The organism is Vibrio algicola (genome assembly GCF_009601765.2).
In the GTDB taxonomy this organism is placed as follows: domain Bacteria; phylum Pseudomonadota; class Gammaproteobacteria; order Enterobacterales; family Vibrionaceae; genus Vibrio; species Vibrio algicola.
Genome location: NZ_CP045700.1, coordinates 45,721 through 72,385, shown reverse-complemented (window position 1 = coordinate 72,385; position 26,665 = coordinate 45,721). Strand labels below are relative to the sequence as shown.

General features: G+C 39.4%; 21 protein-coding genes and 5 pseudogenes. 7 read left to right on the top strand and 19 right to left on the bottom strand.

Annotation, left to right across the window (positions count from 1 at the left end; translation table 11 throughout):
- Positions 1-306 precede the first annotated feature (306 nt).
- The 6 genes and pseudogenes from GFB47_RS11820 to GFB47_RS11795 all read right to left on the bottom strand — a co-directional run.
- Complete coding sequence (locus GFB47_RS11820) at positions 307-894, bottom strand: hypothetical protein (RefSeq protein WP_153448279.1); 588 nt, start codon at positions 892-894, stop codon at positions 307-309.
- Positions 881-1,438 carry a recombinase family protein gene (locus tag GFB47_RS11815; RefSeq protein WP_153448278.1) on the bottom strand — a complete coding sequence of 186 codons (558 nt, stop codon included), beginning with the start codon at positions 1,436-1,438 and terminating at the stop codon, positions 881-883. The genes GFB47_RS11820 and GFB47_RS11815 overlap by 14 nt, the downstream gene beginning before the upstream one ends.
- Positions 1,439-1,559: 121 nt before the next feature.
- Positions 1,560-1,886: pseudogene (locus GFB47_RS11810) on the bottom strand (recombinase family protein); the annotation flags it as partial.
- An 8-nt stretch (positions 1,887-1,894) separates the two neighbouring features.
- Positions 1,895-2,203: pseudogene (locus GFB47_RS11805) on the bottom strand (integrase core domain-containing protein); the annotation flags it as partial.
- 16 nt (positions 2,204-2,219) lie between these two features.
- The gene (locus GFB47_RS11800; RefSeq protein ID WP_153446669.1) at positions 2,220-3,296 is read right to left on the bottom strand and encodes an IS110 family RNA-guided transposase; all 1,077 of its coding nucleotides are present in this window, start codon (positions 3,294-3,296) and stop codon (positions 2,220-2,222) included.
- Positions 3,297-3,568: 272 nt separating this feature from the next.
- Positions 3,569-4,446: pseudogene (locus tag GFB47_RS11795) on the bottom strand (IS3 family transposase); the annotation flags it as partial.
- A 289-nt stretch (positions 4,447-4,735) separates the two neighbouring features.
- Between GFB47_RS11795 and GFB47_RS11790 the strand changes: the two are divergent.
- Positions 4,736-5,236 (top strand): annotated as a pseudogene (locus GFB47_RS11790) (IS6 family transposase); the annotation flags it as partial.
- A 213-nt stretch (positions 5,237-5,449) separates the two neighbouring features.
- On the opposite strand, the gene GFB47_RS11785 reads toward GFB47_RS11790, so the two are convergent.
- From GFB47_RS11785 to GFB47_RS11770, 4 genes are read right to left on the bottom strand one after another with little or no spacing between them, the layout of a single operon-like run.
- Positions 5,450-6,391 carry a fimbrial protein gene (locus tag GFB47_RS11785; protein WP_178306497.1) on the bottom strand — a complete coding sequence of 314 codons (942 nt, stop codon included), beginning with the start codon at positions 6,389-6,391 and terminating at the stop codon, positions 5,450-5,452.
- A gap of 10 nt (positions 6,392-6,401) precedes the next feature.
- On the bottom strand, positions 6,402-8,861 hold the full coding sequence (locus GFB47_RS11780) for a fimbria/pilus outer membrane usher protein (RefSeq protein WP_153448276.1): 2,460 nt from the start codon (positions 8,859-8,861) through the stop codon (positions 6,402-6,404).
- A gap of 1 nt (position 8,862) precedes the next feature.
- The gene (locus GFB47_RS11775; RefSeq protein WP_153448275.1) at positions 8,863-9,525 is read right to left on the bottom strand and encodes a fimbrial biogenesis chaperone; all 663 of its coding nucleotides are present in this window, start codon (positions 9,523-9,525) and stop codon (positions 8,863-8,865) included.
- Positions 9,526-9,576: 51 nt separating this feature from the next.
- Positions 9,577-10,104 carry a fimbrial protein gene (locus tag GFB47_RS11770; protein ID WP_153448274.1) on the bottom strand — a complete coding sequence of 176 codons (528 nt, stop codon included), beginning with the start codon at positions 10,102-10,104 and terminating at the stop codon, positions 9,577-9,579.
- A gap of 589 nt (positions 10,105-10,693) precedes the next feature.
- Here GFB47_RS11770 and GFB47_RS11765 point away from each other — a divergent pair.
- Entirely contained in the window at positions 10,694-11,596 is a 903-nt protein-coding gene (locus GFB47_RS11765; protein ID WP_194704567.1) for a 1,4-dihydroxy-2-naphthoyl-CoA synthase, read from the top strand.
- Positions 11,597-11,724: 128 nt separating this feature from the next.
- Here GFB47_RS11765 and GFB47_RS11760 read toward each other — a convergent pair whose 3' ends face one another.
- From GFB47_RS11760 to GFB47_RS11750, 3 genes are read right to left on the bottom strand one after another with little or no spacing between them, the layout of a single operon-like run.
- Positions 11,725-12,573 (bottom strand): dimethyl sulfoxide reductase anchor subunit family protein, encoded by an 849-nt coding sequence (locus GFB47_RS11760; protein ID WP_153448272.1) that lies wholly within the window; start codon positions 12,571-12,573, stop codon positions 11,725-11,727.
- Positions 12,573-13,235: a DMSO/selenate family reductase complex B subunit gene (locus GFB47_RS11755; protein WP_153448271.1), complete on the bottom strand. Its 663-nt coding sequence runs from the start codon at positions 13,233-13,235 to the stop codon at positions 12,573-12,575. The genes GFB47_RS11760 and GFB47_RS11755 overlap by 1 nt, the downstream gene beginning before the upstream one ends.
- On the bottom strand, positions 13,232-15,679 hold the full coding sequence (locus GFB47_RS11750; protein ID WP_153448991.1) for a DmsA/YnfE/YnfF family dimethyl sulfoxide reductase: 2,448 nt from the start codon (positions 15,677-15,679) through the stop codon (positions 13,232-13,234). Before GFB47_RS11750 ends, GFB47_RS11755 begins: the two co-directional genes overlap by 4 nt.
- A gap of 234 nt (positions 15,680-15,913) precedes the next feature.
- Here GFB47_RS11750 and GFB47_RS11745 point away from each other — a divergent pair, with 234 nt between their 5' ends.
- The 3 genes from GFB47_RS11745 (at position 15,914) to GFB47_RS11735 (ending at position 20,592) form a co-directional block, all read left to right on the top strand.
- Positions 15,914-16,594 (top strand): molecular chaperone TorD family protein, encoded by a 681-nt coding sequence (locus GFB47_RS11745; protein ID WP_153448270.1) that lies wholly within the window; start codon positions 15,914-15,916, stop codon positions 16,592-16,594.
- A 6-nt stretch (positions 16,595-16,600) separates the two neighbouring features.
- Complete coding sequence (napF, locus tag GFB47_RS11740) at positions 16,601-17,101, top strand: ferredoxin-type protein NapF (RefSeq protein ID WP_153448269.1); 501 nt, start codon at positions 16,601-16,603, stop codon at positions 17,099-17,101.
- A gap of 332 nt (positions 17,102-17,433) precedes the next feature.
- Positions 17,434-20,592 (top strand): DUF748 domain-containing protein, encoded by a 3,159-nt coding sequence (locus GFB47_RS11735; RefSeq protein WP_153448268.1) that lies wholly within the window; start codon positions 17,434-17,436, stop codon positions 20,590-20,592.
- Positions 20,593-20,701: 109 nt separating this feature from the next.
- Here GFB47_RS11735 and GFB47_RS16700 read toward each other — a convergent pair whose 3' ends face one another.
- From GFB47_RS16700 to GFB47_RS11725, 3 genes and pseudogenes are all read right to left on the bottom strand, one after another.
- A complete protein-coding gene (locus tag GFB47_RS16700) occupies positions 20,702-20,824 on the bottom strand; it encodes a hypothetical protein (RefSeq protein ID WP_267904258.1) in 123 nt (40 codons plus the stop codon).
- Between the two features lie 408 nt (positions 20,825-21,232).
- On the bottom strand, positions 21,233-21,616 hold the full coding sequence (locus tag GFB47_RS11730; protein WP_153448267.1) for a hypothetical protein: 384 nt from the start codon (positions 21,614-21,616) through the stop codon (positions 21,233-21,235).
- A gap of 302 nt (positions 21,617-21,918) precedes the next feature.
- A pseudogene (locus tag GFB47_RS11725) lies at positions 21,919-22,575 on the bottom strand (glutathione S-transferase family protein).
- A gap of 332 nt (positions 22,576-22,907) precedes the next feature.
- Here GFB47_RS11725 and GFB47_RS11720 point away from each other — a divergent pair.
- Positions 22,908-23,078, top strand: coding sequence for a Txe/YoeB family addiction module toxin (locus GFB47_RS11720; protein WP_225874366.1), 171 nt, complete (start codon positions 22,908-22,910; stop codon positions 23,076-23,078).
- A gap of 308 nt (positions 23,079-23,386) precedes the next feature.
- On the opposite strand, the gene GFB47_RS11715 is transcribed toward GFB47_RS11720, so the two are convergent.
- The 3 genes from GFB47_RS11715 to GFB47_RS11705 form a co-directional block, all read right to left on the bottom strand.
- A complete protein-coding gene (locus GFB47_RS11715) occupies positions 23,387-23,998 on the bottom strand; it encodes an invasion associated locus B family protein (protein ID WP_153448266.1) in 612 nt (203 codons plus the stop codon).
- A 297-nt stretch (positions 23,999-24,295) separates the two neighbouring features.
- Positions 24,296-24,916, bottom strand: a complete 621-nt coding sequence (locus GFB47_RS11710; RefSeq protein ID WP_153448265.1) for a hypothetical protein — start codon at positions 24,914-24,916, stop codon at positions 24,296-24,298.
- 4 nt (positions 24,917-24,920) lie between these two features.
- On the bottom strand, positions 24,921-25,634 hold the full coding sequence (locus GFB47_RS11705; protein ID WP_153448264.1) for a hypothetical protein: 714 nt from the start codon (positions 25,632-25,634) through the stop codon (positions 24,921-24,923).
- Positions 25,635-25,933: 299 nt separating this feature from the next.
- Here GFB47_RS11705 and tnpA point away from each other — a divergent pair, with 299 nt between their 5' ends.
- Positions 25,934-26,362 carry an IS200/IS605 family transposase gene (gene tnpA / locus GFB47_RS11700; protein WP_153448263.1) on the top strand — a complete coding sequence of 143 codons (429 nt, stop codon included), beginning with the start codon at positions 25,934-25,936 and terminating at the stop codon, positions 26,360-26,362.
- The last annotated feature ends 303 nt before the right edge of the window (positions 26,363-26,665 follow it).

The window sequence follows — 26,665 nt, the reverse complement described above, 5'->3', positions numbered from 1 at the left end:
GAAGAAAATAAAGCTTTTAAGGCAGGTTGCTACGGAGAGACTGACGGTGCCGCCCTGCCCTTTTTGACGTTTGCATGATGGGCAGTTGCGCGCAGCGGAACACGTTTTTGTCCATGATGCGTTTTTACGTGAAAACGGGTAGGAAGTGGCCCGTTAGGCTTGGAGTGTTGAGCAACATGGCATTATTGTTATTAGTATCCGCAAGCAAGAACGAAATGAAAGCGAGGATGGTTAACGCACTTTGTTTACGCCTTTTGTGAACAAGGTGCGCAGTTTTAGTTGATGCGAAGCATGAACGATCAGATGTTAATTTTCATCATTTAATGGATGAGCATGTTCTATAAACATTATTTGTTCTAGTGTTCTCATTGGTGAAACTTCATAGCCTACTTTACAAATAAATTGCCTATGAATAGATTCAAAATTTTTGTGATGGCTGACTCTATGACAGAGGTTTAAGTATTCCTTGAATAAATCAATATTTTCAACTTTTTGCTTGTATGATTTCCCAGTTAAAAAATAACAAACTCTACTATCCCAAATAGCATATAGTTCTGGGTTTACAAAATGCAGCAGTTTTGATACACCAACAAGAGAGTTATTGATTAATTTTTTTAATAGTATTATTTCAATATCACTGATCATTATTGGGCTTTTAGCTCGATTTAATATCAAAACGGCCTGATCAAAATCAGCACTTTTAAAATTTAGAATTGTTGGCATCCAACCATAGGTAAAATTGGCACCAATAATTAAATCTGATTCTGTTAACTCTTGTTTATTAGCAAAGAAAGAAACAAAATATTGATACGATTTATGGTAACTATGATAAGGATCGATTTTATTTAAACATCCAGCTCGTTTCAATAAAAGTTGTTCATTAATATCTAGCATTGCTTCGCTCCAATACTCGATAAACCGTCGTCCGACTGCATCCCAGTTCTTTACTGATCGCGTGCTTGTTCATACCTCGCTCTGCAAGCTCTTGTATGCGCTGATGTAAAGCTTCATTAGGAAAACGGCCCAGATGTCGCCCTTCTGCTTTAGCGCGCTCCCTGCCCTCATTACAACGCTGTAAGATGCGCTTTCTTTCCATTTCAGCAAAAGCGGATATGGTGGTGTAGATCACTCGCCCTACATCGCTGTTAATATCGACATTGCCGAGATCATGAAAAATTAAGCCAGCACCTTTTTGGGATAATTGGTCAGCAATTTGCAGCGCATCGATAGTATTACGCGCTAACCTATCCACTTTCATCACATGGATGGTGTCACCCTCACGTGCAAAATCGAGCATGGCATTAAGTTGTTCACGTTCTGAATCTTTACCACTGGCGCTTTCTTGAAAAACTTTATCGCAACCCAGTTGCTTGAGCTGTTCAATTTGAATTTTTAAGGATTGTTCTTTGGAACTGACTCGTGCATAGCCGATCAACATAAAAAGTGCTCAATAAGTTCTAAATAAAATTATGTACATGTTTACAATATCATATTAGGACTTTTTGAACAGTCATGCGTGGGGAAATTTTAAGTGCATCAAAAGTACACCTTTATGGACACTATGGATTGAGTTTGAGATCGCGTCTTTTCATATAGTCGCGCAAAGTGCTAGGTGCTTCGTCGATAAGTTTTGCTGTCGGGCGCAATCCTAATCCCATATTGAGGTATTTTTCAATTTGGTCACGTTTATTATCAAGCTTTAATTTAATGGCCTGGCCTTTAGGTCTACCGAGTATCATACCGTTTTGTTTTCTGGCAGCTAACGCCTCTTTGGTTCGCATCGAGATAAACTCTCGCTCGATTTCTGCAGCAAGCCCCAGAACTGTAGCGGTTATTTTTGATTGCATAGAACCATCGAGCTGCATGTTTTGTTTGGCTATATATACTGTAGTGGTCAATGAAAATTGGCCACAGTTTTAGAGTTTTCCCAATATAATTGTTCCGATCTATTAGGTGTTAACCCTCCATTATATTGATGCGGTCTGAGTCGGCTGTAATAACCTGTTATATATTTAATGATGTCTAACCTAGCTTCCGAAAAGCTACGATAGCCCGTAATGGGCATCCATTCTGTTTTAAAGCTTCGAAAGAAACGCTCCATCGGAGCGTTATCCCAGCAATTACCACGACGTGACAAACTTTGTTTTAGTTGGTAACGCCATAGTAATTGACGATAATAGCGACTCGTATAATGGCTTCCTTGGATGCCCTTCTAAGAGTCAAGTCGTTATTTGTATACTGTTGATTAAGGCGTTTCTATTTTTCAAAAGGTAATAAATTTCACGTGCTATGTATCTTTTTAAGCAGCGTATAGCTTCCATTTTTGATAATCCATCAGCCGTTCGTTTTTTGATGTAATCCTTTGAACGCTGCTCAGTTCTAAGTCTACCAATCGCAATAATATGGAGTGCACTATTTGCAGCTCTATCACCACCTCGATTAAGCCTGTGTCTATTGGTTTTTCCTGAGGATGCAGGTATAGGGCTAACTCCACATAACGCAGCAAAACTAGATTCAGAGTTTAAACGTTCAGGGTTATCACCCAACGTTATCAATAATTGTGCGGCGGATTCGTATCCAACGGCTTTTTGTTCGATTAATTCAGGAGCAAGCATGTCAACGATAGAAGAAATCATTTTATCTAAATCCGCAATCTCGTCATGAAGTTCAAGATATCTACGAGCTAAGGATTTAAATACGATCCTATATGCGCTAGAAATATTTTTGTAAGCTGTTAAATCAGGTCTGCTTGATGCTAGTGTGCGAATCAAAGTCATACGAGTCATATGTCTTAATGTATCTCTTATTTCGTCGGGGGAAGATACAATGCTCGTTCTAATCATCTGAAGGGCAACAGTTCGAGCTGCCATTGCTGTTTTACGGCAACCTTTAAGTATTCTTAGCGACTCAACCATCCCATCTCGCGTCTTTGGCGTCACCGTGCGTAATTTACTATACGCGGCATGAGCAGCATTTTCTGCGTCTATTGTGTCATCCTTGCCTCGTTTTCTTCGATCAACCTTATCTGGTGCTGTTACTTCCAATACTTCAATGCCACTGCTTTGCATATAACGAAGCAAGCCCAAACCATACGTCCCTGAACACTCAATACCCACACGTGATATTTTACCAAATGAAGACATCCACTTTAGCATTTCCTTATATCCATGGCGGGTTGCTGGGAAGTATTCACTTGATAATACTTGATTAGAATCATTGACGATGGCAGCAACGTGGATATCTTTATGAGTATCCACTCCACCAATGACATAAGATGAGATTGTACTGGTATTCATTATTGACTCCTTCACTATATGATCATGGACAAGAGTCACAAAACCAAATACTTGGACAAGACAGTAATGGGACAGGCGTCAGGCCCTTCTTGAGTCACAAATATTGGCGAGGCAACCCTCACCAAATAATGAAACTAAGCAATCGACAGATCCAAGGAAGGACACATAAGGTCGATCGCTGTGTGGGTCAGAAAGCTCAGAACATTATTGGTACCATCTTTCAAGCATGAACCAACTTTCTTAGTTAGTGTATGATGAAATCTAGCCAACACATTATTACTATCGCTGTGGAACATAACGCCTTTCGGTTTCCCACGAGACTCAAAAGCCATTGTTAGTGCTTTTCCTGTTAATTTGCTATCTGGTGATAACGACATTGCCCAGCCAATTGGTTTACGTGCGAATAAATCAATGACAACAGCTAAATACATCCAACGATTTCCAGCCCAAATGTAAGTCACATCTCCTACCCAAACTCGATTTGGTTCAGTTACTGCAAATTGTCGATCAAGATGATTAGGTATTTCAATATGCTCTTGTGGCGCTCGTTTGTATTTATGCTTGGACATTTGGCAACTAACTAAGCCAAGTGATTTCATTAACTTAGAAGCACGATAACGACTCATAGGTACATTTTTAGCTATTAGCATATCCGCTATGCTTCTCGCTCCTGCTGAACCATTACTCGCAATATGAACTTCTTTGATTAAGCTTTTAAGCTTAATCAATTCAACATTCGGCATTTTTGAGCGTGCTTTCCAGTACTTATAACTGCTTCGATTTACACTGAACACTTTGCATAATGTAGTAACGCTATAGCTCTGCTTGAGTTTTTCGATTATCGAAAATTGTTCAGTGAGTCGGACATCACCAGAGCTGTAGCCTTTTTTAAAATTTCATTATGTTCTTCCAGACGAGCAACTTTTTTCTCTAATTCTCGAATTTTAAGTTGCTCAGGTGTTATTGGCGTTGCTTTAGGCTTTATCCCATTGTGCTCTTGACGTAATTGGCGTACCCATTTATCCATTGTCGATTTGCCAACGCCCATGGCGCTAGCGGCTTCTTGAACGGTGTAACCTTGTTCGGTTACTAACAATGCAGATTCAAGTCGAAATTCAGGGCTAAATGTTGGTCTTGTTCGTTTTGTCATAATTGGCACCTATTGATATATGAGGTGATGATATCACCTCTAATTAGGTGGCCAAAATCACCGTACCACTACACTTCCTTTCTTTCTTGTTTAAGAAGTAAAGAATAGCGAGCTATTGATTTAAAAGAGAAAAAGGAAAGATTTCGGCCATTACGATCGCGGTTTTCGCTATTCCGATCACCGATTTCGGAGTTAGGCTAAAAGTGATCGGATAATCGCGGAATCAGTGATCGATTTAAACCGAAATGGGTGATCGGATAATCCCGAAATGACTGATCGGAATGCTCCGAAATATGCACGTAAAGTAGCTGATTCATGGCGCATGGATGAGACCTACATTAAGGTCAAAGGTAAGTGGGTCTACTACTATAGAGCCGTCGATAAGTATGGCGCTATTATTGATTTCTATTTGAGTGAAACGCGTAATGAACAGGATGCACGGGCCTTCTTTGATAAAGCGATAGGCAGTATTGGATTGACAAGTAAAGTTGTTATCGATAAAAGTGGCGCGAATGCAGCAGCGTTAGATACCATCAATATTAGCCTTTGGTTAGGTGGATACATGTTGCGTATGATCGAAGTATTGGCAGTTAAATACCTCAACAATATTGTTGAACAAAGTCATCGAAAAGTGAAAGGTAAAATGCATCAATGTTTAGGATGGAAGTCTTGGATTGGTGCAGAATCAACCTTGGCAGGTGTTGAAATCTGCTCCATGATTAAGCAAGGACAGATGATTAACTCAGAAGAAATGACGTCATGGGAGCAGTTTTATTCTTTAGCTGCATAATTATATCTGAGGAAAAGTGCCTCTTTAATTTAGAACCCACAATCTGAGTTTGCGACAGAACCGATATGAGTGGTTAACAAATACTGATGCTTTTAGAGCTTAACCCCGAATTCAGCACTAAATAATCGTTTATCATAATGTAACCTACGCATGTTATGAGTCAATTGTAGAGCTTGGGGTTTATTTATCAACTCAGACTATTTGCAACAGTCCCTATGGATAAGTAATATTAACACTCACTGCGCTGTTTGCTTCTCCTGCTGTTATTTTACCCGTTGTTGGTACATATTTTGCCTTTAGGTTAACACTAAAACTGTTGTCTCCAGACTGAGAAATGCTTATAGGTTGATTAAAAAGAATAGGATTGCTATTAGCATCCATTAACTTGATACCAACACCTTTGGCATAATCGCCTGTTGTAAATAAAGAAAATATCCCTTGCTCGGCATTAAATATATCCGTTAAAGGAGTGTAAGTTAAAGCTATATTCGTTTTTTTAATGCATTGACCACGAATTGTAAAGCTAGCTGCCTCAACAGTACCTTTTTGAATATCAACAGAGCTGCGCTCTCCCATATTTACTACCTGATCTTCCATCGTGCATGTCGGTACTTTGATTGAAAATGCAATCATAGTTCGATTCCAATACCCAGCAGCCCCTACGCCTGACATCGTGGTTCTAGGATAGTTAACTGCATCATCAAACTGTTTGGAGAGCTTATATAACTTAACCTCTCTTGGTGCTGTGCTTTCAGTGTAAGGCTCTGACAAGGTTAGCGTAAATGGATAAATCATATCACCAGGAAAGATATTATCGCCTGCACCAACATGATCTGTGATCATAAATCCTACATTAGTATTGGGAACTCGATAAATATTTCCATATTCACGAGATCCGACATCTATTCTCGCCTCGATAACTGTACCGGCGGGACACCTCATACGAGTCAAAGAACTCTCTGTATAGCTTGCTATTACATCCCCAACTTTAGCTGTGTAGTAATTATCACTGATGTCACCAAAATTTCTATTAAATATTTGGCCCGCAGGTGGAAAATATGCACAATTTGCATAAGCTGATGAAGAAATAAAAAACATTCCTAAACATCCGAATGTGTATGTTTTTATTTTCAATAAATGTGCATGGTTGAACATTTTATATCCTCTACTTATGGCAATTTTCAGATAAAACATTAAGGTCATCGTTATAGATATTAAAATCGACATAGCAAGTGTCTTTTCTATCCCCTCCCCAACTTACTTTTAAGGTGCCTTTTTTGGGTAATCCTGTTAAATATACATCACCAAATTCATCTATAATCCCTTGAGATCGGTTTCTTTTAGTATTCACCAACCTAACAACACTACCGAAAGGCAGTTTTTGATTGACATAAGTAATATGAATAATCGCTTTATAGCCCCAATTACCATCAAATTTCTTTTGAACAATGGCGCCACGTGTTGGCATAACACGAGAACGATTTTCCATAACTTCAAGATTATTGGGTAAGGTTAAAGTATCAATATCTATATTCATATAATTATAAGGCCTAATATTACTGATCACAGCATAGCCATTATTATCAACTTTGACACCTGTTTGGTTTTTGATCTTAGTACCATGACCATTATCTAATTTAACAATACCAATGGTTTCGGCAAGATATTGACTAAAAGTCACTTGATTATTATTAATAATGATACCTCCATTCATATCATAGCCTATCGTATCTGATGAATCTTCATGCGAATAATTCAATGCATAACGACCATGTTCTGTTATATAATTAGCACCCAATCTATGATAAGAATGAGAAAAATCATTACGATAGCCATTTGTAACATAATAATTAAGAGTATTATCATCAGATGAACCACTTAGCGTCACTTCTTGTGATGTATTACCTTCATTATCATTGTTAATATTATAAGATGTATATATAGGATTATCATTACTACCAAGGCGATATTGGACGTTCATACCAATATTATAAGCATTACTCGATATCTGAGATTCGGTTTTATTATAATTTAAAGATATATTTGCACCAAATACATTAACAGTATAGTTAATGTTATAATTGATATCTTTGAAACTGTTATCTCGATAGTCTTGCCTATAGATAGCTGCATTAATGGAACCATAACCACCTAAGTTTTGATTTAAGCTTAATTCATAACGAGATTTTTTTTTATTATTAAAACCACTTGAAGTATAATCATCATTACGATTTGATTCTTCAAAATCATAATAATCTTGACCATTATATTGATACTGTCCTAGAGCAAATGTCGTCCCAAATTCATATAATGTTTTCTGGTAACCAACTTTATAACTGTAACCTGTTAAGTTATTAATATTCTTGTTGTGTGTGATATTTTCTGAATCATAAGAGGACCTTGATACGCCCAAAGAAAAAGCACCAAAATTATTTAACCCAACGTTCACACCCGAAGCTAAGGCGTTGTACTTATCAGCATAAACTGTGCCTGCCAATAGGGTTAGATGGCGACTTAAACCGTAAGCAAAACTACCTTGAAAAAAAACAGGTTCATCATGATAATTATCTTGAGATTGGTATTTACCAGCTGATAAACTAAATTTCCACTGACCTTCGTGCTGCATTGATACTGTAGAACTAAAAGGAACAGTAAACTGATGATCTTTGCCTGAACTCTCTTTTACCGTAACTTCTAAATTCCCTGCTTGATTATTTACAATTAAATCATTAATTTCAAATGCTCCAGGAGGAACATTCATTTGATAAATAATATTACCGTTTTGTTTAATAATAACAACAGCGTTACTGTAGGCAACTCCCTGAATTAATGGCGTATTTTGTCTTAGGTAATCAGGTTTCATTTCTTCATCAGAAAACAATTGAACACCTAAAAGCGCATTATTTTCAAACAAATCATCTTTAGTGTACACTTCTCCAATGCTAAATTGTGAGTGATATTTTCTTATTTCATGGCTTGCGTGCGTCCCGAAAATGTTCTTTTTAACTGACTCATCAACTTCTGCATAGCTAAAGTTACTCCTTAGTCGCCAACCAGCATAATTAATACCGGGTTCAAGCTTTAAAAAATAGTTTTCAGAATTATCATGATGAGTAAAAGTGTGACTACCATTAAGTGTATAATTTAATCGAAATGCATTGATACCGTTATCCCAAGACTTAGGGTCTCGTTTATCATCTAGTCGACGGTTTAAATTTACCTGTGGAATAGTAATGTCAAACCTTCCTTTATTAATATCATATGAAAAGCTTGCTTGTTTATAATATTCATTCAAGTCGTTAATAACATCATCGCTTGAAATTAAGCTTAATTTTTTATTTTCCTTAACACCCTGATTTAATAGATATGACTTTGAAATTTCCGGTTTTAACTCCCCATTTTTGTCAATAAATTTTATTTTATTTTTTTGTTGAAATTTTCCGTTTAGATACACATTAAGATCGTAAAACCCTGGAATGTATTGATTTTTGACAAAAAAGGTAGTGTCTACTGAATTTGAAATGTCTAATGCTCCAGGGTAAAAATAATCCTCCGCATACAAGGTTTTTATATGAGTTAGAAATAGAAAAGTTATTAAACTGAATTTTACCTTATTAAAATTCATTTTAATCTACTTTTTTACCAATAGAAACACCCCCAAAATCATTAATATAAGACCATGAGATTTCTCCTGATACTCCCTTAGGAAGGGCTATTGTTTTTTTATCAAAAGGAGCAATCATAGTGGACTTTTCTAATTTATAACTACCTACATTAATACGGTAAAAAGAAAAATAATATGGAGATTGATTGTTAATATGTAGTGTATTATTTTTTTTTGTAATTGAAATGTGTTCTACTGCATCTTTGATGCTCATAGAAAGAGAAGTCGGTCTGTATATTAATTTTATTTTCGTATTAATAACTAATAATAAATCATTAACTCCTTTTTTAGAAGATGGTATTGACTTAACATTTAGCCAGAACAAAGATTCTTTGTTTTCTGGAAACTTATCTCTGGCTATAATTTTTATGGCATTAGTTTTTTTTCCGGTTAACTTAAAAAGAGGAGGTGTAATGATAAAAGACTGTGTTTTTTTGTTGTTCTTATCTTCAACCCATGACTGTATAAGGTAAGGACGATAATCAGATGTGTTATATATATTCATTTGCGCGGCATTTACACTAGAAGGAATTATAACTCTTGTTCCTCCTAACTTTATTCCTGCATAACTTGGTTGGATATTGATAAACATTATCAATAATAAAATAAATCTTTTCATCGTCATACCATTACCTTTATAAAAAACAGAGGAGTCATCTCCTCATTAATTCAGGTTTTAATCATAAATAATGGTGAAATTAGCTACACCATTTGCCTCACCAGCGGTTGCTCCCGCTCCTGTACTAATATATGCAGCTTGAAAGTTTGCACTACCACTACCACTACCATCAATAGGAAATGTAGTGCTATCGTCCCCTAATGCCAATGCAGTCCCATCAGCATTAAATAACCCGATGGCTACCCCTGTTGCTACCGTATCACCACCTGTTATTTTTAACAGGTTAGAATTATTCTCATCTTGTTCACCATCAAAACGGAAAGCAACATTACTATTTGCGGGACACTCCGTCAGGCTAATAGAAAAATTCTTATGTGTAGAGTGATCATTAGCACTTTGCAAATCACCAGCAGAGACATTACCAAGAGTGACTTGTACATCAGTTGTTCCAGAGTTAACTGTACATGAATCAGCAACAATACTACCTGTAAAATTTACTACTCCAGAAGAAGCGTATGCCGATGTCATACCAACTGAAAGTAATCCCATAACCATAAAAAATTGGGGTGATTTTTTATATTTCATATAAAACCTCTATCGCTTTATTTCTATATTTAATTAGATATTAAACATCCATATTGTAATTCTACTTACCTACAGATACTTTATTACCGCATACCAACTTACATCGAAATCGCGATACGTTTACAAGGTGGTAACATAAAATTTTACATCGAAATCGCGATACGTTTACAAGGTGTTAACATGACGTTAATACAAAAAATAACACACAGCAAGTGCTAATGTTATTTTTGCTAACTAAATCACCTATTTAGGGTTCTGTCGCAAAGTTGACGACGATAAAGCCAAGAAAATCCAACATTACATAACCTCAATATTTATCAAATTCAGATGTTACCTATCATTCTGGTAACCATACCTCATTATGAATTCAGTCAAATCCAATTGATATAAAAAATCACGTCTATTTGTAATATTATTGAACAAGTGTGATAGCAAACTCGAAGTTAGCGCAAGTCGAGCAAAAAACAACCACTTCAACCATGGTAACATGCTCATTGACTAACCGCCGCAACCTCTAATTTGATGTGTTAAACTAACGCCATACACTGCTCTCTAATAAATACAGCTCTAACCAATTAAGGTCCACATCATGAATACAGTTTCTGAAATTTTTAATCCTGCCGACTGGCAAGAAGTCGAAGGCTATTCTTTTGAAGACATCACTTACCACCGCGCCGTTGATGGTGGTGTGGTGCGTATTGCATTTAATCGCCCTGAGTGTCGCAATGCTTTCCGTCCTAAAACCGTCGATGAACTTTATATCGCACTTGAACATGCCCGCATGTGGAGTGATGTCGGTTGTGTATTAATTACCGGTAATGGGCCAAGTGTGAAAGATGGCGGTTGGGCATTTTGCTCTGGTGGCGATCAGCGTATTCGTGGCAAAGATGGCTATAAATATGAAGGGATGCCACAAGATCAAATCGATCCTGCTGCGTTAGGTCGCTTGCATATTCTAGAAGTTCAGCGCCTTATTCGTTTTATGCCTAAAGCGGTTATCGCAGTCGTTCCAGGTTGGGCGGCTGGTGGTGGTCACTCTTTGCATGTGGTGTGTGATTTAACCTTGGCATCAAAAGAGCACGCAGTATTCAAACAAACCGACCTTGATGTAGCGAGCTTTGATTCTGGCTATGGTTCCGCTTATTTAGCTAAAATGGTAGGCCAAAAGAAAGCACGTGAAATATTCTTCTTAGGTTTAGATTACAGCGCGCAAGATGCATTCGAAATGGGCATGGTTAACAAAGTCGTACCTCATGCGGATCTCGAAAAAGAAGCCTTGGAATGGGGGCGTATTATTTGTCAAAAATCGCCAACTGCCCTACGCATGATGAAGTTTGGTTTGAACATGACTGACGATGGCATGGTTGGCCAACAAATGTTTGCTGGTGAAGCGACACGCTTAGCCTATGGTACAGACGAAGCGCGCGAAGGCCGTGATTCTTTCTTAGAAAAGCGCCCGAAAGATTTCTCTAAGTTTCCATATCATTATTAATCGCCATTTCATTTAATGACTGAAAAACAAAAGCCCGAGCATTGAAGTCCTCCTTAAAGTTGGACATTTCTGCTCGGGCTTTCTTTTTCCGCTAACGGTTTTTACATATTGGAATGAAACTAGCTCAACTAGATAAGACCAAAGGTAAAGTGCATGCCGTAGAAGACACCGCGACCAAAGATTTCAGCTGCAATAACAATCACAAGCGCACATAGGCTGTAAAATCTTACTTTATTCGTCGTTTGGTGTGCAGAAATGCCCCAGAACAAACCACCAATAACCCACAAAACACATTGGATCATGATCATGGTTGAGTAATCATTTAGCATCGTAATGCCTTGGTGAATCGATGTTTCTACGCCAGCAAACTCGATAACACGAGCCACAGTCAATACTAGGTGCGTTGCAAGCAGTAACATACCAACTACGGCAATACGTTTGTTAGCAACGACAGAACTGCCATCGAAAGCATTAAGTAGGAAGTAGCCAAACAACAAGCCTGCTGTGATCACAGTGAAACCAAACTCAATTGGAGTAAATACTGTGTTCCAAAGTGGTACGGTATTGATCAAGTATACTTTGATCATGGCAATCATGAAGATCACACCCGCAACCGCACCTACATAACGCAAGATAGTGCGAAGGCTTTGGCTTGCAATACCAAGTAGCTCAGATAACCAGTAAACACCTGCAATCGCAAAGAAAGTAGAACCTGTCAAAATTTCGTTTGAAAGGCCAGATGCACCTACACGGTTAAGAGAGTTAAATGCACGCAATGGGCTGCCTAAGTGCATAGTCGATGACATAAAGCCTAGAGACATAAAGCCCAATACAAAAAACAAACATTTTACTGCAAGATTTTTTGTCATTGCTGCGTCTTTAACACACGCTAAACGGAAGGTAATCAATAAGTAAGCACCTACCGCACATTGTGCAAGAACGGTAAAAATAACTAAGGGTAGTTCTAAAAAGTGCATTAGATTACCTCCTTCGGATTTTGTAAGAAGCCAGATGTATCACCTAATGGTTTCGCATTTGGGTTTAATTTAACAATCAAGTTAGGGCTTGTTAGACGTGAATCTGGTAATGGCGCACAATCTGCATTCGTACCGTATTTAGCACGTAGCTCATCAATTGGACCAAACTCAATCGCACGTAATGGACAAGAATCCACACAGATAGGCATCAGACCTTCTGATACACGCTCATGACAGCCATCACACTTAGTCATGTGACCTTTTTCTTCGCTGTACTGAGGCGCACCGTATGGGCAAGCCATGTGACAGTATTTACAACCAATACACACTTCTTCATTAACGACCACTAAGCCATCTTCTTCACGCTTATGCATCGCGCCTGATGGGCATACTTTTGTACATGCAGGGTTTGAACAGTGGTTACAAGAAATAGACAAGTAGTATGAGAAAACGTCTTGACGGTATACACCATTGTTTTCAGACCAGTTACCGCCTACGTATTCATAGATACGACGGAAGTTACGTTTAACATCTAAGTCTTTGTTGTCTTTACATGAAAGTTGGCAAGTTTTACAACCAGTACACTTGCTGGAATCAATGTAAAATCCGTATTGCTTTTTCACTTTTACAGGTTGATTGTTTTTTACTGGTTGATCGCTCATACCTCAACTCCCATGCTTTTCACTAGCTTGATTTCTACTAAATTGGTGTGTGACGGGCTTGCTTTCGCAATTGGTGTCGGACGGTTGTTTGTCAACACGTTAAGCGCACCATTCATGTCTACGCCTTTCTTATTTGGCGCATACCATGCACCATCACCAAGAGCGGTAACGCCAGGCATAATGCGAGGTGTCACTTTAGTACAAACCTGAACCGTACCGAAACGGCTAGTTACTTCTACTAAATCACCATTTTTAATGTTGCGTTTTTGCGCATCAATTGGGTTCATCCAAATCTCTTGTGGAATTGCGGCTTTTAGCAATTCAACGTTGCCGTATGTTGAGTGAACACGGCCTTTAAAGTGGAAGCCAATCATTTGCAATGGGTATTGCTTACGCATTGGAGAATCCCAACCATCAAAGCTAGAGCGGTATTCCGCAATAGGTGTGATGTGTTCATCTTCCTCAAGTTCCCATGTTTTAGCCAATTCAGCCAACGCTTCTGAATAAATCTCAATTTTACCTGATGGTGTATTCAGTGCATTTGCTTTTGGATCTTTACGGAAATCTTCTAGTGCAACGTATGGACGATCAAACTGCTTTTTGTAGATGCCTTGCTTACGCATCGTATCAAAGTCAGGAAGATCTGGATCGTTGTTCTGTTTTTGAGTCTCTGCGTACATCCAGCGTAACCATTCTTCTTGGGTACGGCCTTCAGTAAACTCTTTACCACAACCCATACGATGTGCAAGATCAGAGATCATGTCGTAGATAGTACGACACTCAAAGCGAGGTTCGATAACTTGGCTAGCAAAGATAAAGTAAGGCATCATACCGCCAGCGCCGTCCATACAGAAATCTGATTGCTCAGAAGCAGTACAGTCAGGAAGGATAATATCCGCGTACTTAGCTGATGATGTCATGTGGTTTTCGATCACAACGATCATTTCACATGCTTTATCATCTTCTAGAATTTTCTTCGTACGGTTGATGTTTGAGTGCTGGTTGATCAGCGTGTTACTTGCGTATGCCCAAATAAATTTAATTGGGTTTTTCAGTTTATCCGTGCCTTGCAAGCCATCTTTGGTCGGAGTCAAATCAAATGGTCTTGAAATAGCATCAGTCCATAAGAAGAATGGAATCGATGCTTGAACAGGGTTAGTAAGAGTAGGGAAACGAACAAAAGGGTAAGTATGGTCACCTTCACGCATACCAGTACCGCCACCTTGTAAGCCAACTTGACCACGTAGGATCGATACCATAGCAACGGCTTTACATGCTTGCTCACCGTTTGATGAACGTTGTAAGCCCCAACCTTGGTTCAAGTACAAGCGCTTAGCATCGCCGATTTCACGAGCTAACTTGATGATGTCTTCTGCAGGAATACCTGTAATTGGTGCTGCCCACTCTGGAGTTTTCACCGTCTTATCATCGCCATTACCTAAGATGTAGTCTTTGTAGCTACCATTTTTAGGTGCGCTAGCAGGCAGTGTTTTCGCATCATAACCTACACAGTATTTATCTAGGAATGCTTGGTCGACTTTATTTTCTGTGATCAGAACGTGAGCAATTGCGGCACACAATGCCGCATCGGTACCGTGCTTAATAGGGAACCATTGATCTTCACGACCGCCGGCTGTATCAGTGTAACGAGGATCGATGATAATTGTGCGAGTTTTGCTTTTCTTTTTCGTTTCAACATAATTATGAACGTTACCACCACCAGACATACGAGTCTCAGCAGGGTTGTTACCAAAAAGAACACACAAATCAGCGTGTTCGATATCATCAATACCATTGGTATCCATGTAATCGCCGTATAGGTATTCACACGCACTAGTATAAGAACCTGTTGAGTAATCACCGTAGTGATTTAAGTAACCACCACAAAGGTTCATCATACGAGCGATCAATGTTTCACTTGGAGCCCAGCTTTTTGTAACTGTGCCGCCAAGAGTACCAGTACCATAGTTAATATAAACTGCATCATTACCATATTCTTTGATCGTATTCTTCAAGCTACCAGCAATAGTATCTAATGCTTCATCCCAGCTAATACGCTTAAACTTACCTTCACCGCGTTTACCAACGCGTTTAAGTGGGTATTTAATACGATCTGGACTGTATACACGGCGACGCATAGAACGACCACGTAAACATGCACGCACTTGGTGATGATCATTAAAGATATCTTTACCAGTGTTATCCGTTTCAACCCATTTAATTTCACCATCAGTAACATGCATTCTTAACGGACAACGACTACCACAGTCGATGGTGCATGCTGACCAAACAATTTTTTCATCTGCTTTAGCAGGCGTTTCTATTGCTAATGCTTTTTTACTAAATGGCAATGTTAAACCACTGGTGGCAACAGCAAGTGCGCCCAAAGCAGAACCACCTTTAACGAAACCACGGCGTGTAACCGCAAATGCTTCGTTGAGCATCGACTGCCCATTACTTGTTTGTTTATGATCACCAGACACGGCATTTCCTCTATTTTATACTTCTTTTAGTTATGCCAAGAATTGTAAACTTACCACTATGGGGTTACCTTGTTTCAGATCAAAGTGTGATCAAGTTATCACACGTATATTATGTGCCAGTAATCAATAGCTAGTGCCGTAACATTCACCTCGTCATTACTATTGCCTGTTCGTATCTTTATAAAGAGAGACACTATGAGCCTTTCAACCTACAGCCATATCGAATCCGCCTTGATCAGCAAAATCTTAGGTTCATTGTTTTATTATCGCCCATGCCAATACTCTCAATACGGCATCGATCAAGTTTTGAATATTGAATTAGACCCACAAGACGCTTCACCATTAATGCAGCAGTTCGCGGCAACATTAAACCAATTTAAGCAAGCGGATTTGGATCAACTGACCTTAATACACGACGAATATTTCGCCGGCATTGCCGATATTCCGGTCCCACCTTGGGGCTCAGTTTACCTTGATCGTGAAAATGTCATATTTGGCGAATCCCACGCCCAATATAAAAAATTCTTAGCCCAATCCGGTTTTGAATTTGAAACCCAAAACAACGACCCACTTGATCACATTGGCTTGATGCTGATGACATTAAGCGCATTGTTAGACACCCAACAAAATGACAACGCGATTGATTCAAGCGAACTGCAAGAAATGCTGAGCGTCCATTTATTGCCGTGGAGCCAAACGTACCTATATAACTTAGTGAATTCATTAACCGATCCAACGTATTTAGCACTGGCGAAAACCACCCAAATCTTGCTTGATCAATTCAGTACTTTTTTCTTGATCCCAGTCGAGGCAAGAAAACTCTACATTGAAGCTCATCAAGACGCTGATACCAGTACAGATAGCAACCAAGGCTAATTAAGCATGTCGGACAAACCAAACTTAACGCGTCGTGGATTATTTGGTGGCCTGAGTACTCAAGCCAAGGCGATGAATATCCGCACCACTGAAAAAGTTCAGCGAAGCGTGGCGCGCCCACCTACCGCAGTCGATGAAGATATTTTTCAGCGTTTGTGTAATCAATGTGGCGAGTGCGCGAAAGTTTGTCCGCAAGACATTATCCATATCCAAAACGGCTATCCGACCTTAGATGTGGATTATGCCCATTGCACCTTATGTGGCGAATGCAAAAAAGTGTGCCCGACCATTGCCCTGTCTGGTGAGCAACAAGACACCGGCCTACGCGCGCAAGTAAACGACACTTGCATTAACCGTTATGGCTATTGTGATGCGTGCGAAAGCTCTTGCCCCAGCCAAGCATTAAAGTGGCAAGATGGGGCTCGCCCAAGCATAGAATTGGCTAACTGTAATGGTTGTGGCGCATGCAAACCCGATTGTTATATCGGCGCAATTTCATTGTCATAATTTAGCGAACTGGCTCTCAAATACCCCTATTATTTATATGTTATATTGCTTATTCAGCTATACCCTAAGTAATTGAAGCCCCATGAGCTTAGCTTGCCTAAGTGATTGGGGTGAGTTAGCGCAGCCAAAAAAGCTGCAGCTTCAAGTAAGACGGGTATATATCGTTTGAATAATGACCCGTCAATGAGCTTGTAATAAAAAACTGACAAATAAATCACCTATCTTGCTTTGTCATTTTTGATCTCAGGCTATAATGGCAACAGTGAATCAGCCCATTTAAAGGCTGAGCACTTTCCCCACAAAAGATTAACCCTGAGGTTCGAAACCACCCTATGCCACGCGCGATAAAAAATGCTTATACCAAATTCAAACAAGCCCCTCTTATACTGCGTATTGTCAGCTACTTACTGTTGATTTACGGCTTTTACGCCATCATCCTCGGGCTTATTATTCCAGCCGTGGCGCAATCACAAGCACCAAAACAACTGAGCGCTTTATTAGGGCGTAATGTGACGATTCAAAAAGTCAGCATTAACCCGTTTTTATTACGCGTGCGGATCAACGGGTTTGATATCAAAGAGCAAGATGTAAAAGACTCTTTTGTGAATTTTGATCAACTTGAATTACAGCTTAGCTTTTGGCGCAGCATTGTTGATTTAACGCCAACCGTCGATCACCTTTATCTTGTCAAACCACAAGTGACGGTCGCGCGTTTAGATACCGATGCCGACTTTAATTTCTCTGACATCATCAAAACCATCAATGACAATGCCAGTAACGAACCCGCAGCCCCAGAAGCCGATAAACCAACCACCTCTTTGCCTTCATTTCGGGCGCAAGACATTAAACTGGTTCAAGGCCGCTTTGATTTTATCGACCAACCGACTGGCGCGCATTTACAATACCAAGGTTTGGATCTGCACCTGCCTCGCTTAGATTCACAAGCCCTAACCTTAGTAAAACCTCAAATTAATAGCGCCAACAAAACAGAACAACCAACCACGCTCGATAACAAAGCCAACCACTTTGCTCTAGATCTGATGGGGCTAGATAAAAGTAAGCTAAAACTTAAAGGCCAGTTCCAATTCCAACCTTTTGCACTGCAAGGGGATATCGCCTTAAACAACATTAAACTGTCACGCTTTTGGCCATTTGCTGAAAAAGAACTGCCAGCGCAACTCACTCATGGACAAGTGAATTTTTCAACTCAATTCGCGGTTAATCAACATAACGACAGTTTTCGTTTTTCTACCAACAAAGGTCAGTTTGAATTATTAGGCTTAGAGTTTGCCGATAAAAAAACACCTAAAATTAAACTGCCTCGTTTAGCGATTAATAACATATCCCTAAGCAGTGAAAGCAAAATTATCGATATTGAAAGCCTGAAATTACAAGGATTATGGGTCGATGCCGCCATGACTAAAAACGGCTTGGATCTGCAATCGTTATTTACCCCAACCGCATTAAACCAACCGGCAACAAGTAAAACAGCTGCAAGCCCTACTCCTGAAAATAAAGCCGTAAACCGCGACAAAACTAAAGCGAATCAAACAACACCAGCAACCACACAATCCACTGCGGTTCACTCAAAACCTTGGCTAGTGCATTTGCATCAGTTTGATATGCAAAAAACCGATATTAACGTTAAAGAGCAATTGGTCAGCAATGGCGTATTTTGGCGTGTTTATCCATTGTCCATTACCACCAAAGACGTGTTGAGTGATCTCAGCAAACCGATTGATTACAACGTAGATTTATCGGTGAATTCTTGGTTAAGGAAAGCACCCGATAACACTCGTGGTTCGTTAAGCAGCCAAGGCAGTATCGATCTAACCAAACTCGACACTCAAGGTGTGGTGGTCGATGGCAATATCGCATTATCACAATTAGATCTAACTCAATTACAGACCTACATTAATCCGTATTTAAATGTGCAATTATTACGCGGCAAATTAAGCACAAAAGGCAAGTTCCACGCCGACAGCAAAGGCGCGGCCTCTTATGCTGGTAATGCTCAAATCGCCAGCTTGTTAGTTCGAGATCGCTTGGAATACCAACCGCTGATCCAATGGTCGAACATGACCATCAACAGCTTGAATTTCAACCAACAAACTCAACGTCTTAATATTGGCACCATTAACTTTACCGCCCCTTACAGCAAGGTATTGATCGACAAAAATCGTCATACCAATATTGGTAGCATCGTTAAACCTCAGCCGGCGTCCAAGGCTCGCGCAACTAAAAAATCCGCACCAAGCAAACCATTATCGGTCAAGATCCAACAAATCAAATTTACCCAAGGTTCGGCCTTCTTCGCCGATTATTCATTGCCAACCAGTTTTTCTTCAGGCATTGAATCGATTAATGGCAACATCCGTAATTTATCGTCCACTCCCGGCACCAAAGCGAGCGTCGATATTAAAGGTAAAATCAACAAGTACGCCCCTGTCACCTTAAAAGGCGAATTAAACCCGTTAATCAAACAGCCTTACTTAGATTTGGATTTGATGTTCAAGAGTGTCGAACTGACCTCGGTCAACCCATACTCGGGCACTTACGCTGGTTATTACATTGATAAAGGTCAACTGTCACTTGACTTACAATATAAACTCGAAAAAAATCAATTAGTCGGTGATAACCACTTAGTGATCGACCAACTTAAACTGGGCCAAAAAAGTGATTCCGACGAAGCCACTAACCTACCTTTAGGCTTAGCGATCGCTTTGCTGCAAGACAGAAATGGCGTGATCGATCTTGGCATGCAAGTCTCTGGCGATGTAAATAGCCCAGATTTTAGTGTTGGCGGAATAGTGATGACGGCCTTTACCAACATCATCACCAAAGCCGTGACCTCACCTTTCTCATTGCTCGCAGGATTGGCTGGCAGCGACGAGGAGTTAAATCATATTCCTTACGATGCGGGCCAAGCGCAATTAAACCAAGAAGCGACCGACCGTTTAACCACCTTAGGTAAAGCGCTGCAAGACCGACCAAAACTGAAACTCAGCATTGTAGGTGCAGTGGCCGACGCCGATGATAGCCGAGCCTTAGCCGAAGCCAAAGTGCAGCAATTATTATTACAAGACAGCGGCTTAGATAAGTTACCTGCGGATGCTTCAGCCAGTTCAATCGCTAACAATGAAGACTTAACCGATAGTATTGAAGATGTGTACGACGATCTGCCTAACACCAGCATTGGTGATGAAGAAGATAAGGTAAAACTGCAGATCCAACAAAGCAGCGGTAAAGAAGAAGTCGATTCTAAGCAACTGGAAACCGCGCTGCATATTAGCTTATACAACCAGTTAATTGACGCGCAAACCGTCACTCAAGATGAATTAGGCAGCCTAGCAGTCGAGCGTTCACGCGCCATTAAGGCATACTTGGTCGATGAGCAAAAAATCGATCCGGCGCGCGTGTTTATCCTCGACAGTAAATCGCAGCTAAAAACCGACAGCCAAGGGGCAGAGTTAACGATTGATGCGGAGTAAATACACGTATTAATTTAGGCCAAACCATTAAAGCTCAAGCGCTCCTAATCGGCAGCACTTGAGCTTTTTTATATCCGGCAATTGGTGATTATGATAATTGAAGTGGATCTTAAAATGCGTATTCCATTCCAGCGGTTAACGTCACTAAACTATTATTATCATAGCTTGCTTGGGTGATCTCATCTTTGGCGTCTTTAAGCATGGTGTATTGCCCGACTAAGAAAATCGACACATCATTAAACTGATAACGACCACCTAATTTAATTGCTTGTGCGCCATTGGCGGGGGCTAATGGGTTAACAATGCCAGTTTGAAAATCGAAGGTAAGACTTTGAGGAAGCTCAATATCGGCGCTGCTGCCAACATGGTTAACGCCCGTGATGTATTTGGTCAGCGAACCTGACTCACCAATATCATCAAAACTGTGTTTTACGCTCGATTGGTAACCTAAGGTTGCTCTTAATGCAATATCCGGCAGATGAAACGAAGCGCCAGCAGTATAACCAAAACCATAGTCCTTACCAAAATCTATGGCTAGGTTGCCGCGCCTCCGGTTAACGCACCATCAAAATCGACTCCAATCTTAGTTTCATTAATCGTCGGCCCTAAAAAAGCCGAGAAATACGGATTGGCCTGATACTTAGCAGTAATCGCCAATACTCGGCTGCGAACATACCCCCCCCGAACCTTGATAAGGCCCTTGAGCATGATGAGTATCGATATTTTGCGAACGATAATATTGAATATTGCCAGAAAAGCTATCGTTAAAGTGGTAGTTAATCGCGGCTTGAATATAGTTAGTGTCAGCAGCAACATTACCCGTACTGGCCCCTTGAGGGGTGACCCCTTCAATGTCATAACCTGCCCAATTATAGGCCGCCATTATCTTATCTTCTTTACTGTAAAGGTTACTAAAACTAAAGCGCCCAAATTCGTAACCAGCAGCATTCACCGAACCACTCACAAAAGGAAAAATCGCGCACAGCAGCGATAATTGTTTTGTTTTAACGCTCGTCTTCTTCACAACATATATCGTACCTATCCCTGTACTTATTGTTATTATTTTCGTTGTTAATATTTTTATCATTAGTGATGGAGGGACAAAATTACCACTGTTGATATTTCAATCAATTAGACGTTAGTCGCAAAAAATAACCATTAAATGACGAGGGTTGATAAAACAAAGGGAGATTAAATGAGATTTTGGTCGTAGTGGCCGTAAATAAAAATATGAGATATGAGATATGAGCGAGGAAGCCCAAAGCCGGCTTTCCTCACAAGTAACAAACGTTAATCAATAAACAAGATGACCATTGAATCGGAAAATTATGACACAGTAACGTCTACACCGGCTTCATCTTCTTCCACAATATCGGTTTCCAAACTGGCTTGCGCTAACCACTTTTGGATCGCGGCGCTGCTGAGCACTTTTTGTTGATATTGACGCGCCAAATCTGATAGCTCAACTTGATAAGTTTTAAACCGCAGCGCCAATGGTGCATACATGGCATCGGCAATCGACCATTCACCAAATAACCAACCATTGGGATTTTGCGTCATTTGTTCCGACCACATCGCATCAACCCGAGCAATGTCCTTTTGAGCCGCAGCACTTAATGCTATCGCTCTTGTGGCTCGACAATTCATCGGCATCTCACTACGCAATGCCATAAATCCAGAATGCATTTCACAAGCTAATGCGCGCGCTTTACCCCGTTGCGCAGGATCTTACGGCCATGCTTTTCCAGCTAAAACCGTATCATTGATATACTCTAAAATTGCCAGCGAATCCCATACCACGGCATCACCATCGACCAAGGCTGGTACTTTTGCTGCGGGTGACACACTTTTAAGCGATTGATAAAACTCATCCGTCGATAATGTCAGCTTTACAATATCCACCGCCACATCATGCTGGGCGAAAATAAGCCAGCCACGCAGTGACCAACTCGAATAATTTTGATTGCCAATATACAGTTTCATTCACATTTCCTTGTGTCAGCATTTTTACTTTCGATAATAAAGCCCAACTGATGCGCCTAAATTTTAACCAGCATAAGCGAGGAGCTACGCAAAGTAAATCAACCAAAGACTAGCACGATAAATAAAACAACCACGGCGATAACAGCAAACACTTTAAGCCCTAATTTGGCATCACCACCACCGTTTGGCGCTTGATTACAACAACCCATGATATTTCTCCTTTCTCTCATTTAAAGCCATCATAAAGGTTGCGACAAGGGTAAGGTAAAGCCTTATGTGAAATTGATATTTTAAGCGCGTTGGCTGTCATGCCGAGAATCTAGGATTTACTCATTAAAGATATTCAAAGAACGCCTCAAGAAGGTATTGGCAAGCCTGAGCCTTTAAAACATGGTCTATCGGGATATTGGTCTCGACGAATCAACGATGAGCATCGAATCGTTTACAAACATCAAGGAAATACGATTCTAATTGCGCAACTCCGATACCATTACGGTATATAAGGTCGTAGTCATGCACTTGTCGAGTGCATTACTTTGTTAACCTGTATATTAACGTCTGAAAAGTTTCTTATAGCATTATGACAAATAGTTTTTGGACAGAAGTGAGTTTAGATTAAGAGTTATTGCTCTCTAAAAATCACTAAAAGCAGTAAGCCGTACATATTAATGCAAGTACGGTTTACGGGTGTTATGGTAAATGTAGAAAGATACCTAAGCAGCTTTCGGCCAAAGGCCACAGAAACTTAAAAATTAATGAACAATATTACTCTGCCATAATGATTTATAGCAGGCTTTATGCGATCAAAAATTCAATACTTAGATAAGATAGAGTCTTTTTCTGAACCTAGCTTTTCCAGTTCAATATTAATTTCTTTCAATCTAACTTTGTCCTCTGCACTAATTTCTATAGCTTTAGAGTTCAGTTTACATACTGATAATACCTTTTTAGACTTAGCAGTGAAGCCAGATAAGCTCACGTTAAAGTTTACAATTTCTGATCGTCTGTCATTCTGTATTTTGACGATAGCTTTGTTACCAGAAGTCATTTGTGCAACTAGCTTATTGAACTGTGATTCTGTTTTATCATTAGCACGCACAAACCCTGATGTGTATGAGTTGCTGTATAAACGCCCCCGGAATTTAATGGGTTTGTTGTCATCAACCTTAACAAACATATCTACCTGCGTATTTGGTACTCCGAGAACACTATCCGCATCAAAAGTAATTAATGCTTCTTCACCTTCGGCAGAAACATCACACCGAAGCCCTATTGTTTCATCTTGTTTGTATTTATAAGAGAAAACACTAATTGTACGTCCTTCAGTGATTGCATCTGTGTTATCTGAGTTTAGCCAGTTAGCTGATGCGCACTGTGATATTAGTACCAAGGCAATAGACCAAACTTTCATTTTTAACTTCATTTTTATCTCGCTCACCTGTGGGCCAATTTAATTACTAACCAGTTATATTAAAGAATCAGCATAACATTGAAATTGAACAAAACATTGAGGAAGATATAAAAAACCGGTTTTATATGACTCCCCCTTTCAAGGTCCTCAACGACGGAGAAAACTATAAATTAAATGGCTATTTGATTGTTCGTAAAATGGACATTATGTTCAATTCTCGTGATACGGTCACAAAAAAGGCCGCCAGTGGCGACCTTTCATCAATACAGTTTACGGATATTATTTTTAATCGCATCTTTCAAAGTACAGTTACGTATTCACACCTAGCTCATTAAAAACATTAGACCAATATGACGAATCATATGAAGTTGATGGATGAGTTATGCCAATCAACTTAATCTCTTTATTTTTAAATGGATAGACACAACAACAATTGTCGAATATAGGGTTGTCACTATACCTTCCATATCCAAAATCGTCAGGAATAGCATCCCATACTTTATTCCCCCAACTAATAATAACATCGGGTTGAAGCTCGTTTATTATTTCCAATAATGCTGATTGGTGCTTAGATTCTGCATAACTATAATGATGAGTTTGTCTTGCTCCTGTACCAGCTGAAACTTGCAGATAATTATAAAACGCAACCGAATTCCATAAGTTACTACGCGATTGATTAGTTAGTTGGCTATTTGCAATGAAACTATTCATGAACTTGCTGTAAGTGCCTTTCCATGAGGCTGTTTGATTTTGATCTAAGTAAACAGTCATTACTTCCGTAGTCAAATCACTAGATGATTTGGTTCCTTGTTCAAGGTCACCATCTTCGCAATAATGAGAGTCACCTAACACCAAAATTTTATTATCAAAGAGAGAATTTTCATTATTAAAATGCTCACCAATCCAAGGTCTAAAAAAAACATTACTCATATGTCTATCCTCTTAAAAAAACGGGTTCATTCTCATTAAATTTAGCAACAGGCTTTTTCTTTAAAGCTAAATGAATTTTGACAACAACTTTATTGTTATTAGGTAGAAAACACGTATTTGGATAATGAAGCTTGGCAAATTTTCCACACACCGTATCCAACAAAGTGAAATCATCCATACTTAAAGTATCTGCAATAGACGTCATAATTGTTCCATTGATTTCAAAGCCATTTTCGATTGCTTTTTTTTCTTCTTTTTTTAGTGCATGCCAACAATCATAAACAATTTCTTTAACGTCACCTTGAATCTCTATTTCTTTAAAAGTATCTCCAGAATCAATCCAAGATTGCATGGTTTCTCTATCATGCTCAAACATAGAAAACCCACATCTCATATGCATATATGCACTAATAACTACGGATGTACTTTTTAAAGAATCACACGGTTCAATTTTAATACTCCAACATTCATTTCCATAATCATCAGGGTTCGTTACGTACTTAGAAAAACCATAAGGCCATTGATCAATTAGATCTCTTATAACTCCATTTACTTCATCATTTTCCGAGTAAAATAATTTTAAACATTTACCCATATTACTCATAAAAGCCTCAATATAATCATCACTACAAGAAGAAAGGGGTTGAAGAACTGGTTTAGGGCAAGCGATAGTAACAAACTCAAAATACACTCTAAAATCACTTCGTAAAATGAGCATTATGTTCAATAGGCCAGCTAGCTATCAAAAACACTCACTAGAGCGCCTAAAAAGCGCTTAGACATCTTTTATCCATATAACCCAGACTATCTGCCACTAAAACGACCTGTAAGTTTATGACAGTTTTCTGCATGATTTTCTTTCTATCATCTCCTGAATAAATTCAACCCCAAAAGAGTGTCAAAGCGACAAAAGAATAGATTTTTTATTAGTCCGGTTTTAAGGTTAAAACCACCGACTTTAGTCGGTCAGCTTTAGCTATGATACTGTACACCTAAGATCAAAGTAGAGGTGTTCATATGGATTATCGATATGGTAGCCATACTGTTTTCAAAATACAGTATCATTTTGTCTTCGTAACGAAGTACCGCTATCAAGTTCTAAAAGGTGATGTTGGTATTAGAGTTCGAGAGTTGATAAGGCAAACATGTAATGCCTTTGAAATAGAAATATTAAAAGGAGTCGTAAGTAAAGATCATGTTCACTTGCTAGTTTCAGCACCTCCTAATATGGCTCCAAGTGAGATAATGCGTCGAATAAAAGGGCGAAGTTCGAGTAAGTTGTTTGAATCATTTCCAGATTTAAAAAAGCGATATTGGGGTCGTCATTTTTGGGCTCGAGGTTATTTTTGTGTCACATCAGGAGATTTAACTGAAGATATGATCAAAGAATATTTAGAGCACCATTTCGAACCTAGGATAGAGGACAATTTTAAGACTGAGGACTAAGCTAACCGGTCTTCGACCGGTATCCGGGACTTTAGTCCGTAATACTAACCCACCTACTTCAGTAGGTGGTTGTTGAGTTTAAGTAAAAGCCGCATACCTGTCTGTGATAGATAACTCATGTCTAACTCGTAAATGGGCAGAAACGCGCCAACCCTGCCTAAATTTTGCTTGGTGGAAATGCTCTATTTGATACACCAATCATGGATGATTGGTGAGGCTTCTTGCGCATACGGATGTGCAGTTGACGCCGTTATCTATCCCCTTCTTACTTGAAGCTACAGCTTTGTTGGCTACGTTCACTCA